Annotated in this window: 11 protein-coding genes; 8 read left to right on the top strand and 3 right to left on the bottom strand. The window is 55.4% G+C overall.

The features are described 5' to 3' along the window. Positions 1 to 132 precede the first annotated feature (132 nt). From HMPREF9412_RS05540 to HMPREF9412_RS05510, 8 genes are all read left to right on the top strand, one after another. Positions 133 to 1,536 carry a cytochrome ubiquinol oxidase subunit I gene (locus HMPREF9412_RS05540; protein ID WP_009590394.1) on the top strand — a complete coding sequence of 468 codons (1,404 nt, stop codon included), beginning with the start codon at positions 133 to 135 and terminating at the stop codon, positions 1,534 to 1,536. Continuing rightward, positions 1,523 to 2,539: a cytochrome d ubiquinol oxidase subunit II gene (gene cydB / locus HMPREF9412_RS05535; protein WP_009590373.1), complete on the top strand. Its 1,017-nt coding sequence runs from the start codon at positions 1,523 to 1,525 to the stop codon at positions 2,537 to 2,539. The genes HMPREF9412_RS05540 and cydB overlap by 14 nt, the downstream gene beginning before the upstream one ends. Further along, on the top strand, positions 2,539 to 4,419 hold the full coding sequence (gene cydD, locus HMPREF9412_RS05530) for a thiol reductant ABC exporter subunit CydD (RefSeq protein ID WP_009590361.1): 1,881 nt from the start codon (positions 2,539 to 2,541) through the stop codon (positions 4,417 to 4,419). Before cydB ends, cydD begins: the two co-directional genes overlap by 1 nt. Next, positions 4,416 to 6,212: a thiol reductant ABC exporter subunit CydC gene (cydC, locus tag HMPREF9412_RS05525; protein WP_009590343.1), complete on the top strand. Its 1,797-nt coding sequence runs from the start codon at positions 4,416 to 4,418 to the stop codon at positions 6,210 to 6,212. The genes cydD and cydC overlap by 4 nt, the downstream gene beginning before the upstream one ends. Positions 6,213 to 6,392: 180 nt before the next feature. Further along, positions 6,393 to 7,418 carry a DUF2332 domain-containing protein gene (locus HMPREF9412_RS05520; RefSeq protein WP_009590383.1) on the top strand — a complete coding sequence of 342 codons (1,026 nt, stop codon included), beginning with the start codon at positions 6,393 to 6,395 and terminating at the stop codon, positions 7,416 to 7,418. A 308-nt stretch (positions 7,419 to 7,726) separates the two neighbouring features. After that, positions 7,727 to 9,115, top strand: a complete 1,389-nt coding sequence (gene fumC, locus HMPREF9412_RS05515; RefSeq protein ID WP_009590318.1) for a class II fumarate hydratase — start codon at positions 7,727 to 7,729, stop codon at positions 9,113 to 9,115. Between the two features lie 80 nt (positions 9,116 to 9,195). Then, positions 9,196 to 9,333, top strand: a complete 138-nt coding sequence (locus tag HMPREF9412_RS32805) for a hypothetical protein (protein ID WP_009590376.1) — start codon at positions 9,196 to 9,198, stop codon at positions 9,331 to 9,333. A 51-nt stretch (positions 9,334 to 9,384) separates the two neighbouring features. Beyond that, positions 9,385 to 10,425, top strand: a complete 1,041-nt coding sequence (locus HMPREF9412_RS05510) for a hypothetical protein (protein ID WP_009590401.1) — start codon at positions 9,385 to 9,387, stop codon at positions 10,423 to 10,425. Positions 10,426 to 10,536: 111 nt separating this feature from the next. On the opposite strand, the gene HMPREF9412_RS05505 is transcribed toward HMPREF9412_RS05510, so the two are convergent. The 3 genes from HMPREF9412_RS05505 to HMPREF9412_RS05495 form a co-directional block, all read right to left on the bottom strand. After that, the gene (locus HMPREF9412_RS05505; protein WP_009590380.1) at positions 10,537 to 11,094 is read right to left on the bottom strand and encodes a hypothetical protein; all 558 of its coding nucleotides are present in this window, start codon (positions 11,092 to 11,094) and stop codon (positions 10,537 to 10,539) included. 350 nt (positions 11,095 to 11,444) lie between these two features. Continuing rightward, positions 11,445 to 13,034 carry a PTS sugar transporter gene (locus tag HMPREF9412_RS05500; protein WP_009590330.1) on the bottom strand — a complete coding sequence of 530 codons (1,590 nt, stop codon included), beginning with the start codon at positions 13,032 to 13,034 and terminating at the stop codon, positions 11,445 to 11,447. A gap of 150 nt (positions 13,035 to 13,184) precedes the next feature. Beyond that, on the bottom strand, positions 13,185 to 14,537 hold the full coding sequence (locus HMPREF9412_RS05495) for a hemolysin family protein (protein WP_009590338.1): 1,353 nt from the start codon (positions 14,535 to 14,537) through the stop codon (positions 13,185 to 13,187). Positions 14,538 to 14,634 lie beyond the last annotated feature (97 nt).

Genomic DNA, 14,634 nt, shown 5'->3' with positions numbered 1-14,634 from the left:
TTGATAACTTTTTCACCTATTTCGGCCTTTATATTGTGACGTTTATCACAATCCTTAAGGGCGGGGTCTGCGACAATACAAAAAGAATCAAATTTGAAGTGATCACGTGAGCTAAAGGAAGGGGTATCTTTTATGGATCCGGTTATGCTGGCGCGAATTCAATTCGCATCGACAACCATTTTTCACTTTATTTTCGTACCGTTATCCATCGGATTGGCGTTTCTGATCGCCATCATGGAGACGATGTATGTTGTCAAGGGCCAGGAAGTCTACAAGAAAATGGCCAAGTTTTGGGGAAAGCTGTTCCTGATCAACTTTGCGGTCGGGGTTGTGACAGGGATTCTGCAGGAATTTCAGTTCGGGATGAACTGGTCGGATTACTCGCGCTTTGTCGGGGACGTGTTCGGCGCACCGCTTGCGATCGAAGCCCTGCTGGCGTTTTTCCTTGAGTCGACGTTTATCGGGCTGTGGATATTCGGGTGGGACCGGTTATCCAAGAAGGTCCATCTGCTCAGCATCTGGCTGGTGTCCTTCGGCACCCTGATGTCCGCTTTCTGGATCCTGGCAGCGAACTCGTTCATGCAGCGTCCGGTCGGTTTTGAGATCAACAATGGACGGGCGGAGATGAACGATTTCTTCGCGCTGATCACGAACGGTCAGCTGCTGGTGGAATTCCCGCACACGATCTTCGGGGCGCTGGCAACCGGGGCTTTCCTGGTAGCGGGGGTAAGCGCGTATAAGCTGCTGAAGAAGCAGGATTTGGATTTCTTCAAAAAATCATTCCACATCGCCATCGTGGTGGGTCTCATCACCTCCATTCTGGTTGCGGTATTCGGCCACCAGCAAGCGCAGTATCTGGTGGATACGCAGCCGATGAAGATGGCCGCCGCCGAGAGCTTGTGGGAAACGAGCGACGATCCCGCGCCTTGGACGGTCATCGCCGCCATCGATCCGGATAAGCAGGAGAACACGATGGAGTTCAAAATCCCGTATTTGCTCAGCTTTTTGTCCTACAGCAAATTTTCCGGCGAAGTCATCGGAATGAAGGAGCTGCAAGCCCAATATGAGCAGGAATACGGTCCTGGAGACTATATTCCGCCGGTCCGCACCACCTTCTGGAGCTTCCGGATTATGGTGGCTGCCGGCAGCGTCATGATTCTGCTGGGATTGTACGGAGCGTGGCTGATGCTGCGCAAAAAAGTCGAGAAGGCCGGCAAATGGTTCCTCAGACTGATGCTGTTTGGCATTTCCCTGCCGTTCATCGCCAACACGTCGGGATGGATCATGACGGAGATCGGACGCCAGCCTTGGACGGTATTCGGGCTGATCACCACGGAGAACAGCGTTTCGCCGAACGTAAGCGCAGGATCGATCCTGTTCTCGCTCATCATGTTTACCGCCATTTATGCGGTGCTGGCAGCCGTGATGGCCTATCTGTTCATCAAAGTCATTAAGAAAGGACCGTATGCGGCGGAGGAAGACGATCACCACGCAAGCGATCCGTTTAATAAGGAGGACTACAATGCTGTCTCTTAACGAACTGTGGTTTGTGCTCGTCGCCGTATTGTTTATCGGGTTCTTCTTCCTGGAGGGCTTCGATTTCGGAGTCGGGATGTCCACGCAGCTGCTGGCCAAAAACGATACCCAGCGCCGGGTGCTGATCAACTCGATCGGCCCGTTCTGGGACGCCAACGAGGTCTGGCTGCTGACGGCGGGCGGCGCGATGTTCGCGGCCTTCCCGAACTGGTATGCCACGCTGTTCAGCGGGTTCTACATTCCGCTTGTCTTTCTTCTGCTGGCCTTGATCGGGCGCGGCGTGGCATTTGAATTCCGCGGCAAGGTGGGCGATGTCCGCTGGAAAAGGGTGTGGGACGGAGCGATCTTCACCGGAAGCGTGCTTCCGCCATTCCTGCTCGGCGTTGTTTTTGCCTGCCTGATCCAGGGGCTTCCGATTAACGAAGAGATGCAGCTGCATGCCGGATTCTTCGATGTCGTGAATCTTTATACCGTAGTCGGCGGGTTGACGATGGTGATGCTCTGCCTGCTGCATGGCTTGATGTTCACGACGCTGCGCACGCTGGGGGATCTCCAGGAGCGGGCGCGCCGCATGGCCCGGAGACTCCTGATTCCTGTTGCGGCCCTGTTCGTGGCGTTCGGGGTGATGACGTATTTCATGACCGATATCTTCGAGAAGCGCGGGGTGGCGTTAACCGTCCTGCTTGTGCTGGCTCTGCTTGCATTCCTGCTGGGCGGATATTTCATGAACGTCAAGCGGGACGGCTGGGCTTTCGGGATGACCGGCGCGGTCATCGCACTCTTGGTCACGTCCGTGTTCGTGGGCTTGTTCCCGCGCGTGATGGTCAGCTCCATCAACGCTGCATTTGACCTGACCATTTATAATGCGGCCTCCGGACCGTATTCCCTCAAGATTATGACGATTGTGGCCGTATCGCTGCTGCCGTTCGTGTTGGGCTATCAAATTTGGAGTTACTTCGTTTTCCACAAACGGGTACATGAGAAGGAGCATCTGGAGTACTGATGGGAAAAGATCTGCTGGGATACAAAGGCGCCAAGACGGTATTCTTCCTTGTCGCCGTATGTACCCTGGCACAGAGCATGGCCATCCTTCTGCAAGCCAAATGGCTGGCGGAAGCCGTATCCGCCCTGTTTGCGGGATCAACGCTGCAGGAGCAGGGGGAGACCATTGCCTTGTTCCTGCTTGCATTTCTGGCACGCCACGGGATCTCGGTCGTGCAGCAAGGAATCGCGCAGCGCTTTGCCGAGGAGACGGGCACGAGCCTGAGAAAGCAGCTGCTGGAGGAGCTGTTTCGGAACGGGCCGTCCTTTGTCCGGTCGGAAGGAACAGGCAATGTGGTTACGCTTGTGCTGGAGGGCATCGGCAAGTTCCGCAAATATGCGGAGCTGACCATACCTCGCATGATGGGGGCTGGCATTACCCCGGCGCTGGTATGGCTGTACGTATTCATGACGGACCGGATCTCGGGCATTATTCTGCTGGTGACCATGCCGATCCTGATCGTGTTTCTCATCCTCGTGGGACTTGCCGCGAGAAAGCAGACCGAGCGGCAGCTGGATTCCTACCGGATGCTGTCCAATCATTTCGTGGATTCGCTGAGAGGGCTGACCACCCTGAAGTTTCTGGGACAGAGCCGCAAGCACGGCGCGAGCATACAGCAGGTCAGCGAGGGGTATCGTGCAGCTACCATGCGGACGCTGCGCGTGGCGTTTCTGTCCTCTTTTGCGCTGGATTTCTTTACGATGCTGTCCGTGGCGTCGGTTGCGGTAAACCTGGGCCTGCGCCTCATTAACGGCAGCCTGGAGCTGCTGCCCGCGCTGCTTATCCTGATCCTGGCACCGGAGTATTTCCTGCCGGTGCGCATGGTTGGAGCGGACTTTCACGCCACGCTGGACGGCAAGCAGGCAGGGGAAGCGATGCAATCCATCATCCGGGAAGCCCGGAAGGGGCATTCGGGCGGTAGCTCAAGTCCTGTTGCTGCGGAAGGTTCGACTAACAGCGAGGGTCCATTCGAGCCAACGGGAGCGCTTGAAGCCACGGCGGCAGAAACGATGGAACGAACCTCAACGGGCCTAACATTTAAAATTCAAAATAATTTCTCGGGTCTCAGCAGCAAGCCGCAGCCACCATTCCGATGGGAAAAGGACAGCGTGCTGGAGCTCTCCGGCATCGGCCTCAGACACGAAGAACAAGGGCCGGCTTCATTGGACGATGTTTCCTTCCGAATACCGGGACAACGCAGGATCGGCATCGTCGGGGAGAGCGGAGCCGGCAAATCCACGCTGATCGAGCTGTTAGGCGGATTCATGGCGCCAACCTCCGGAGCAATGGCGCTGAACGGTGTGAAGCTGGAGGAGTCGAACCGGCCCGAGTGGCGGTCGGAGGTCACTTACATGCCGCAGCAGCCGTATTTGTTCGGGGCAACCTTGGAGGAGAACGTGCGCTTTTATGCGCCGGAGGCGTCCAGAGCTCAAGTGGAAGCGGCGGTAAAGGCAGCCGGTCTGTCGGAACTGGTAAAAAGCTTGCCGGGCGGCCTTGCGCAGATGATCGGCGGCGGCGGACGCGCTTTAAGCGGCGGCCAGGCACAGCGCGTGGCTTTGGCCAGGGCGCTGCTCGGCGGCCGGCAGGTTCTGCTGCTGGATGAGCCGACGGCGCATCTGGATATTGAGACGGAATATGAGCTGAAGGAGACGATGCTGTCCCTTTTTCAAGACAAGTGGATATTTCTAGCGACGCACAGGCTTCACTGGATGCAGGATATGGATTATATCATCGTTCTGCACCAGGGGCGCGTTGCGGAAACGGGAACCCATGAGGAGCTTATGGCACGACAAGGCGTCTATTACGGATTGATGACATCGCAGATGGAGGGAGTACAATGAAGCAGGAATCGTGGTTTCGACCCTATGTAACGGCAAATTTCTGGCGCTTTCTGCTCATTGTCACGCTGGGCGTGCTCACCATTTTGTTTGCCGGGATGCTGATGTTCACATCCGGTTATTTGATCTCCAAATCCGCCCTGCGTCCGGAAAACATTCTGATGGTGTACGTGCCGACCGTAGGGGTTCGCACCTTCGGCATCGGACGGGCGGTGATCCATTACGTGGAGCGCCTGGTGGGGCATGATACGATTCTTCGCATCCTGTCCCGCATGAGGCTTCGGCTGTACCGGATTCTGGAACCGCAAGCCCTCCGTTTATCCTCCCGGTATCGCACCGGGGATCTGCTGGGGGTGCTCTCCGATGACATCGAGTATTTGCAGGACGTTTACATCCGGACGGTCTTCCCATCGATTGTTGCGCTTGTATTATATGCCGGGGTCATTCTGGCCGTCGGTCTGTTTGATCCGGCATTCGCCCTTCTGCTCGCGCTGTATATAGCGGTGCTGGTTCTGGTGCTGCCGCTGATCTCGCTGCTGCTCACCAAACGGAAGAATCGGGAAGTGAAACAGGCCCGCAGCCACCTCTACCGGAAGCTGACCGACGCGGTGCTGGGCATTCATGAATGGTACGTCAGCGGCCGGCAGGCGGAATTCTTGACCGGTTATGAGGCGGATGAAGCCGAGGTGGACCGGACCGACCGCTCGCTTAAGCGCTGGTCGCGCTTGCGCGCCTTTATCGGTCAAGGCGTGGTTGCCGTGACGGTGGTATCGGTGGTGTATTGGTCGGGACGGCAGTATGCGGACGGTTCGATCGACGTTACGCTGATCGCGGCTTTTGTGCTGGTTGTGTTCCCGTTGATGGATGCATTTCTGCCGGTGTCCGAAGCCGTTGAGCGGATTCCCCAGTACGGTCAATCGGTCGCAAGGCTTCGGGCGATTGAAGGCGCGGATGCCTCCGAAGCGCGTCAGGACCTGCCGAAAATGCTGGATAAAGCAGAGGTCGAATCCGTCATAAGCCGCGGCGTTCATGTGAAGGCGGACGGCGTCAGCTTCCGTTATGACCAGGGGGCAGACGGCCCATCGGGGCTGGAACCATCCGGCGAGAACAGGGGATCTTCTGCATTAACCGATGTGTCGCTGGATATTGCTCCCGGCGCCAAGGTAGCTATCATCGGGCGCTCCGGTGCCGGCAAATCGACCCTGCTGCAGCTGATCCAGGGCGTGCTGGCGCCATCGGGAGGAAGCCTTACCCTAGGCGGCGTGGAGTCAGCGCGTTTCGGCGATGAGATCTCTTCCGTAATTTCGGTATTGAACCAGAGTCCGCACTTGTTCGACACAACGCTTGCGAACAATATTCGGCTTGGCTTCCCGGACGCCACGGAGGCTGAAATCCGGGACGCCGCCGCCATGGCACGGCTTGAACCGTTGGTAGCCTCCCTTCCGGAAGGACTTGGCACCCGCATGCAGGAAGCCGGGCAGCGTTTCTCCGGAGGAGAGCGCCAGCGCGTGGCTTTGGCCCGAATCCTGCTGCAGAAGACGCCTGTTGTCATTCTGGATGAGCCCACGGTCGGGCTGGATCCCAAAACCGAGCGGGAACTGCTGTCCACCATATTCGCCAGCCTGCAGGACCGCACCTTGATTTGGGTGACGCATCATCTGGTCGGCGTGGAGCGCATGGATGAGATCCTTTTCATGGAGAACGGCCGAATCGTAATGCGGGGCACCCACGATGAGCTGATGGAGCGATATCCGCGGTATCGGAACTTGTACCGTTTGGATCGTCCGGCGGTATAGACGGCCGAGGCGATTTACCAGCAGAAGAACCGGCCTTTCAGGAGGCTGGTTCTTCTTTTTTTGCCCTCTTTTTCTTATAAGCCCGATAAAAGATCGGAATCCACGCGCCTTCTGGAAAGATGTAACATTAGTCTTAAGCAGGATCAAGGGTTCATTACAACGTTAGGGGTGTGGTCTAGGGTGGATTCGAAACGGTTGGTGAACGTATTTCGTCATTTTGCCGAGCGGGAATGTCCGGGTTCCAGCGTGTTTTATGAGTATTTGGCCCGGCATATTGCCGATGATGAAGAGGTGCTGCAGGTCGCTGCGTTGGTTCCGTCCGGCCAGCCCGTGCCCAATATGCTGTTCGGTGCGGTTCAATACTTGCTGCTTCAGGGCGAGGGTCCGGAACTGAGGGCGTATTACCCCGGCCTTGCGGAGCATCCGAAGGAGATGGCCTCCTGTTATCCCCATTTTCGGGCATTCGTGCTGGAGCATGAAGCAGCCATTATCGGGATCCTGAAGCACAAACGGGTACAGACGAACGAGGTCCGTCGCTGCGCTTACCTGTATCCGGTGTTCTGCTCCATTTATGACAAGGTCCGGAGGCCGCTTGCCCTGGTGGAGCTTGGAACGAGTGCCGGATTGCAGCTGCTGTGGGATCAATACAGTTATTCCTATGGAGGCACGGCGAGTTACGGCCTTACGGAATCGAAGGTGCGCATTACATCGGAGATCAGGGGTGACCGCAAGCCGTTCCTGCTGGACTCCAGTCCGCCGGTTGTTTACCGGATGGGGGTCGATCTGCATGTGAATGATGTACGGAATCCGGAGCATTTCATATGGCTGCGAGCTTTGATTTGGCCGGGCAATCACGATCGGGTGTCCATGCTGGAGCAGGCGGCGGAGGCGTTGAAGCAGCAGTCAGACGTAAGTTTCCGGGAGGGGGATGGGACGGAGCTGCTGCCTGACATCGTGAAGGAGATTCCGGATGAGGCTGTGATCTGCGTGTTTCATACGCATGTTGCCAACCAAATTCCGGAGGCGTCCAAGCAAAGATTGCTGCGGCATCTGAGCGAGATTGGAAGCAAGCGCGATATTGTTCATGTCTACAACAATATGCAGGATGAAGATCTGCATGCCGATTATATCCTCGGGGGCGTGCCGAGCAAGTTTACGGCGGCACGCACGGATGGGCATGCGCGCTGGTTCGAGTGGCTGTTATAAGGCCGGGAGATGATTGACTCAGCCTGAATAAGGACGGCGAACGGAACGGTGACGGCCGTTCGTTACAAGTCATATGCCCGTGACCGACCGCGAGCCCGGAAGGCAGCCGGGCTGAGACTTAGAGAATAACAGCCGCAGCCTTCATCGCGTATATTTTTTTATTGGGCAAGTCTGTGTCATAATAGGAGAGATGGAATATAAAGCGCTTTATGCTATGCGATTGAACCCGAGGATCGGGCTCTTCCATGGTGGAAGGGCTCTCGTTCAGGGCATGGCAGCATTCAAGGAGACCAAAGGAGGAAGTTGGGATGGATTATCGTATTGAAAAGGATACCCTGGGTGAGATTAAAGTGCCTGCGGATAAGTTATGGGCAGCGCAGACACAGCGCAGTTCCGAGAATTTCCGGATTGGAACCGAAACGATGCCGAAGGAAATCATTCGGGCGTTCGCGATATTGAAGAAGAGCGCGGCCATCGTCAACGGCAAGCTCGGCAAGCTGGATGCAGATAAGGTGGATGCGATCACAACCGCGGCCGACGAGATCGTGGACGGCAAGTGGGATGAGCATTTTCCGCTGGTGGTTTGGCAGACCGGCAGCGGCACGCAGTCCAACATGAACGTGAACGAAGTCATTGCGAATCGGGCCAATCAGCTGCTCGAGCGAAAAGACAGCACGCTGCGCGTTCATCCCAACGATGACGTCAACAAATCCCAAAGCTCCAACGATACGTTTCCGACGGCGATGCACATGGCTGCGGTCGTGGCCATGGAAGATCAAGTGATGCCTGCGCTCCGCCGTTTGAAGAAAACGTTCGAGAAGAAAAGCGATGAATATAAGGACCTGATCAAAATCGGCCGTACGCACCTTCAGGATGCAACGCCGCTGACGCTCGGACAGGAAATCAGTGGCTGGCACCGGATGCTGGAGAAGTGCGAATTGATGCTGGCTTCGGCCGTAGAACCGCTGCGCGAGCTGGCTATTGGCGGCACCGCCGTGGGTACCGGCATTAACGCGCATCCGAAATTCGGAGAAATGACGGCGGCCGAAATCAGCCTGCAGATCGGAAAAAGCTACACCTCCGCCAGCAACAAGTTCCATTCGTTGACCAGCCATGACGAGATCGTATTTGCCCATGGGGCGCTGAAGGCGCTGGCTGCCGATCTGATGAAGATCGCCAACGACGTTCGCTGGCTGGCAAGCGGTCCCCGTTCCGGCATCGGCGAGCTCACGATCCCTGCCAACGAACCGGGAAGCTCCATCATGCCGGGGAAAGTAAATCCAACCCAGAGCGAAGCGCTGACGATGGTGGTCTGCCAAGTGATGGGCAACGATGCCACGATCGGTTTTGCGGCAAGCCAGGGCAATTTTGAGCTGAACGTCTTCAAGCCGGTCATCATTTATAACTTCTTGCAGTCCGTGCGTCTGCTGTCGGATGCCATGGATTCGTTCGACCAGAATTGCGCCATCGGCATCGAAGCCAATCTGGACGTGATCCGCGCGAACATGGAACGGTCGCTGATGCTGGTGACGGCGCTGAATCCGCATATCGGATACGAGAATGCCGCCGCCATCGCGAAACGTGCGCATCAAGAAGGGACAACGCTTCGCGAAGCGGCGCTGGCAAGCGGTCTGCTTAGCGGAGAGGATTTTGACCGGATCGTCCGTCCGGAAGAAATGATACATCCGAAGGAATAAGGGAGTTTTCTTTTGAGCTTTATTTCAAGGCAGGTTTCCCGTTGAACCAAGAGCCCATTTCACCACGGTGATGTGGGCTTATGTTGATTAGAAGATCGTTAATTGCCGAGCCGAACGCATTCGATCCTCGCAAGAAAAACATCACGGAACGCCGCTCGTCTGCTGCGAAAGTGCTTCGATCGTTTATCTCCGGCTTCGAAGCGGTTATAATATGGTGACAGCATCTGACACTGCTTCACAAACCATTTGCATGAAGGACGGATGATAACTTGAAGAAACATCAATGGATGGCTACGCTGCTCTCTCTGATATGCACCGGGCTCGGGATGTTTTATATCGGGACGCCGGGCATGATCATAGGCGGCATGCTGCTCATGGCGCTGCAGGGAGCGGCTTTGTTTATTTTTTTCATGACACTGGGATATTTGGGCTTGATTATCGGTCCGCTTGCTATTGGGCTTCATATTATAGGTTTGATCATACCGGTCATCTACTTCAGCTACCGATCGCCAAGGAAACCGATGTTCGACGAGAAGCGGCGGCGTCAGCTCGCCTCCCCTTGGAAAATCGTCGTGCGGACGATCATCGGACTTGCCTTGTTCGCAGGGTCGATTTACGCCGGGTACACCTGGGGATCCGCCCCGTTCATGAAGACGGCTGCGGAGAAACGCGAGGTTCAGGAAGCGGCGGAGTCCTATCTGGAACAGAAGTACAACGAACCCTTTAAGGTCACGGACGTGGATTATACCTGGGCCATAGGCTCGTATAATCTTACGGCCCATCCGGAGCAGGCGCCAGAGCTTGAATTTACGCTGAGCAGCAATGAAGCCAGCCCTCCCGTCATATCGAATGATACCTATCTGAACCAGCTCTGGGGACAGCAGCTGAGGGACCGGCTGAAACCTCTGCTGGATGAGCTTTATCCGGACCAGGCGTTTGGGGAGGCGTTTGTCTTCGCCGGTGCCGACACGGTAGAGCGTGATTATAGCCAGCTGTCGAATAACGCCGATGGTGATGTCAGTCAGAACATAAGACTGATCGTATTCGCGGATTTGACGGCGGATAACTTGGCGCAGGAGAAGGAACGGGTGCTAGAGCTGATTCGGCGGCTGCCTTCGGTGACGGTGCCGGGGGAGACGGATCTTACCATCGATTATTATGCCGCGGATTTGAAGACGCCGGAGAGCGTGAAGAAGGTGGAGCAGGATATCGATTATATGAAGGGGAAAACCAGTACCTACAGCTTCAGGGTGTTCGACATTTCGGACATTACGTCCACGGATGACATCGAGATCCAAGGGCTGGAATGAGGATTTTGCTGGAGTATACATTGATTCTAGATTCAGAAGCCAGGCGGAGTGGATAACTCCGCCTGGCTTTTTGTTGATGAAGCATGATCCAACATGTGAAGGGAGCCTTCGTTAATGCAGGGACAGCTGGATACTGCGTCCTTTCGGCGTCTTCGTCACGGTCAGCTTTAGATTCAAGGCCTTGGCCATGTCGCGGACAGGGACGTAGAGGGTGTTCTTTATGAACAGGGGACCGTCGTACTTGCTCTTGTCCAGCTTGCAGTGGTCCGATTCTTCGGCACACAGCCTCGCCGGTTTATAAATGTCGATATCGTTCACGCTCATCTCTTGCGTAGCCCGCCGTACGATCGTATATCCCCAGCTGTCGTTTCCCCATACCGATATCGGGGGACCGCTTGCCGCTTTCAGGTCATATTGATGGAAGTTGTCCAGCTCCTCCTGCAGCGTATAAGAGATTTCGTATCCCATTGCATCGGCTAAGGATTTGAGCGGAACGTACGCCTTGCCTTTGCGAACATGGACGTCCTTGATATGGGTGCCGCCGACGTTTACGTAATAGCCTTCCGCTTTGTTAGCGGCTGCTTGCTCGCCCTGCCAGATGAGGGAAGCGGCTAACAGCACGCTGGTCAGCGCGAAGAGCGATATCCTTCTGAATTTCTCGATCGTCATAACCTCCTTGCATACCGAATGGGTGGTAGGCAGCCGAATGGGGAGCCTATCTACTATATAGACTCTTTTTCCGATCCATTGGTTAGCCCGTTTTCGTAAGAAAATAAGGACAAGCCTGCGAATGTAAGCTCTTTAGGAACCTTGATTCAGGCTGGCCCGCAGCTGTCAGCAAGGAATCCAGAACCCAAAGAATCCGGTATTGACGCCATTATGGGGAAGCCGATGGGGGAGGCAGATAGCATGCATGAAATAAGGACGGATCAAGCTGATGCGCTTGATCCGTCCTTTTATAGAGGGGGCTTCTTATGTCATGGAGAAGCACCTATGCTTAGGGTGGAACCGGCTTCGCATTACATGCTCACGGTATTCCGGGCATCCCGGTAGCCCGACAGCTTGTTAACGAAGAAGGTGATCAGGAACGAACAGAGCAGGCTGGCTGCCATCGAGATCAGGAAACCCATTGTGTTATTCGATGTAATGGGCCCGATGAAGGAGGGCACATAGGCCGTCCCCCGGACCCCGAACAAACCGACGAGCATGCCGCCAAGTCCAGCCGAGGCAATCGCTCCGGCAAATACAAGCTTGTTCGAAAACATGAACGGATAGGCGGCTTCAACGAAGGTGCCAAATCCCATGTTGATGGCGAATCCGGGGGCTGCGACGGCGGCTTCTCCCTTATCCCGCGGAGCGATAATATTGGCTAGCGTGATGCCTGCGGATACCATCACCAAGCCGACCATATCGACCGCGCCGAGGAAGCTGTTGCTGGTTGTCTCCATCTCCAGCAGCACAATCGGCAGGATGGCCGCATGATAGACGCCGCCGATGATGGCGGGCCAGATCAGCAGGCCGGCAATCAATCCGGCCATGGCGGGGCTCCAGGAGACAAGGGTCTCGATCAGGAAGCGGATGCCTTGCCCTGCGCTCAGCGCAATCGGCGCAATGAGGAAGTAGACCAGCAAACCGGCAATCAGTCCCGACACGCCGCCGGCAACAATGTTGACCGTCGTAGCGGGGAAACGCCACTCCACGCATTGACGGAATATGTAATGGACGATAATGCCTGCGCCGATCCCGCCGATGATGCCGCCGATAATGCCTCCTTCGACGGACAGAACGCCTGCCACGATGCCCGCCACGATGGACACCTCGTCCAACTCGGAGACCTGTTTGGCCGCAATGACCGCAACGATGACCGGCAGCGCTTTAATCAGCAGGTCAAACACTTCGGTCAACGAAGATAACCCCGGGATTTTGCTGACCGCCAGGATCAGGGCCATGCCGATGAAACCGGGGAGGGACGCCATCATGATGCCCCGAATATTGATTCTTCGCCATGGAGATGAGCTGCCGGACGCCGCATGGATATTTGCGGACGCATTCCCGATGACCGGCCGGTACGTAAGCCGCCAATGCTTGCTGAGGGAAGTGACAAAGGTGACCGCGCGCGTTCTGTTGGTGGTTCCGGTTGTGCCCGAAGCCGCAATGACATGCGCGCCTTTGGTTTGGATGATGGCCATGGAGGTTCCGCCCGTACCGGTCACCGGCAGGCGGAATTTGGCAGCCGCCTCAATGGCATGCCGATTGCTGCCCTCCGGGTCGGCGCTCATGACGATGATGCCGTCAATTTCGCCGAGTTCAATCTGCTCGGCAATCTCCCGGTCCAGCCGCTCGGCCGCCTGATTGACCTGTTGAAGGGTGCCTTCAGCGACAATGACGGGCTCTCCTTGGGAAGAGCTCCAGCTGTAAAGAGCCGCAGGCGTCGTATCCTTGGCTGCGTCCATGGAGACCTGGGCAGCGATAAACTGCAGGGCCCCGCAGGACAGGCCGGCGCTATCGAGCTGCATCAATATCTCTTCCAGCAGTTTGCGCGGGTCTTTGCCGCCGAGATTGTACAGATTGCCGCCGCTGCTTCCGATGATGGCGATTTGACGATTCATGACTTGCTGCCCCCAATACGTTAGAAATTAGATAATTTCTATATTACAGCAGAGTTATAACTTGTTAAAGTGTTAAAATGCGATCCCCCAAATCAAAAGCCGCCATGCATACCCGGTAAGGGCTGCATGACGGCTTGGTCATCTTGTTTTTTATTCGTTGCTTTCGCTGGCCGCCGCAACGGCAGAGGCTTCCTCCGCCGCTTCTTCAGGTGTTTCTTTGACGATTTGCAGCTTCGTATAGCGGTGGGTCTTCTTCTCGATGACGGTGAACGTCAGGTCATTGTAACTCCACGTATCGCCTTTGGCGAGTTCGGAGTTATGACCGTACAGCCAGCCGCCGATCGTATCCAGGTCATCGGTGCTCAGGTCCGTATGAAGCAGGTCGTTGATCCGGTTAATGGATACCTTGCCGTCTGCGATGATGCGGTTCGGCTCAGGCTGGGTCAGCTCGCGTTCTTCATCCTCGTCGAATTCGTCGCGGATTTCGCCGACGATCTCCTCCAAAATATCCTCGATGGTGATCATGCCGGACGTACCGCCGTATTCGTCGATCAGGATGGCCATATGCGTGCCTTCCTGCTGCATTTTTCGAAGCAGCTTCTTGATCGGGATCGCTTCGGATACCGTCATGGCCGGATGAATCAGCTTAGTCAAGTCGATATTGGAATTGTCATCGAACTCCAGGAAGAACTGTTTGGTGTTCACCATGCCGACGATCTGATCCTTGTCTCCGCGGACAACCGGGAACCGGGTGTACTGCTCGCGCTTGATAATCTGCAGGTTGGCGGCAAGCGGCTTGTCAACATACAGACAGATCATGTCGGTACGAGGTACCATAATCTCTTTGGCAAGCATATCGTCAAAAGCAAAAATTCGGCTTACATAACCGTATTCAGCTTGGTTAATCTTTCCGCTCTCATAGCTGTCGCTGAGAATCATGCGGAGCTCTTCTTCCGAGTGAGCCTCTTCATGTTCACTTGCCGGATGCATGCCGAACAGGCGAACGATCTTGTTGGCCGATCCGTTCAAGAGCCAGATGAACGGGTACATAATCCGGTTGAACCATATGATCGGCGTCGCGCAGAGGAACGACACGGCTTCAGCTTTATTGATAGCAATCGTTTTCGGTGCAAGTTCACCGATAACGACGTGAATGTAAGTCATGATAATAAATGCAAGCAGGAATGAAATCAGCGATGCGATAGCCGCAGGAATGCTAAGGCTGTCAAACACCGGGTGCAGGATCTTCTCGATGGTCGGTTCCCCGAGCCAACCGAGACCCAGCGCCGTGATGGTAATCCCAAGCTGACACGCGGACAGATATCCGTCGAGATTCGAAGTTACCTTTTTAACGGCTAGAGCGCCTTTGCGCCCTTCCATCACCAATTGGTCTACCCGGCTGGGACGAAGTCTTATGATAGCAAATTCCGTCATAACGAAAAAAGCGGTAGCTGCGATAAGTACAGCGACTAGGAATAAATTCAAGCCTATATTGTCGTCCAAACAAAACACATCCTTTTTGTTATCTGATCTGAATTAGTTTTTTAATAACCAACGTTTACTATGCATGGCTGTCAACATAATTCGATCGAAACTTCAA

The sequence above is a fragment of the Paenibacillus sp. HGF5 genome, assembly GCF_000204455.1.
Lineage (GTDB): Bacteria > Bacillota > Bacilli > Paenibacillales > Paenibacillaceae > Paenibacillus_AQ > Paenibacillus_AQ lautus_A.
The sequence above is the reverse complement of the archived record's forward strand: the minus strand, read 5'-3'. Positions and strand labels throughout refer to the sequence as shown.

Bases quoted from the DNA above. Each gene is read 5' to 3' on its own strand.
- HMPREF9412_RS05540 (WP_009590394.1), top strand. From the start codon at position 133: ATGGATCCGGTTATGCTGGCGCGAATTCAATTCGCATCGACAACCATT.
- cydB (WP_009590373.1), top strand. From the start codon at position 1,523: ATGCTGTCTCTTAACGAACTGTGGTTTGTGCTCGTCGCCGTATTGTTT.
- cydD (WP_009590361.1), top strand. From the start codon at position 2,539: ATGGGAAAAGATCTGCTGGGATACAAAGGCGCCAAGACGGTATTCTTC.
- cydC (WP_009590343.1), top strand. From the start codon at position 4,416: ATGAAGCAGGAATCGTGGTTTCGACCCTATGTAACGGCAAATTTCTGG.
- fumC (WP_009590318.1), top strand. From the start codon at position 7,727: ATGGATTATCGTATTGAAAAGGATACCCTGGGTGAGATTAAAGTGCCT.
- HMPREF9412_RS32805 (WP_009590376.1), top strand. From the start codon at position 9,196: ATGTTGATTAGAAGATCGTTAATTGCCGAGCCGAACGCATTCGATCCT.
- HMPREF9412_RS05505 (WP_009590380.1), bottom strand. From the start codon at position 11,094: ATGACGATCGAGAAATTCAGAAGGATATCGCTCTTCGCGCTGACCAGC.
- HMPREF9412_RS05500 (WP_009590330.1), bottom strand. From the start codon at position 13,034: ATGAATCGTCAAATCGCCATCATCGGAAGCAGCGGCGGCAATCTGTAC.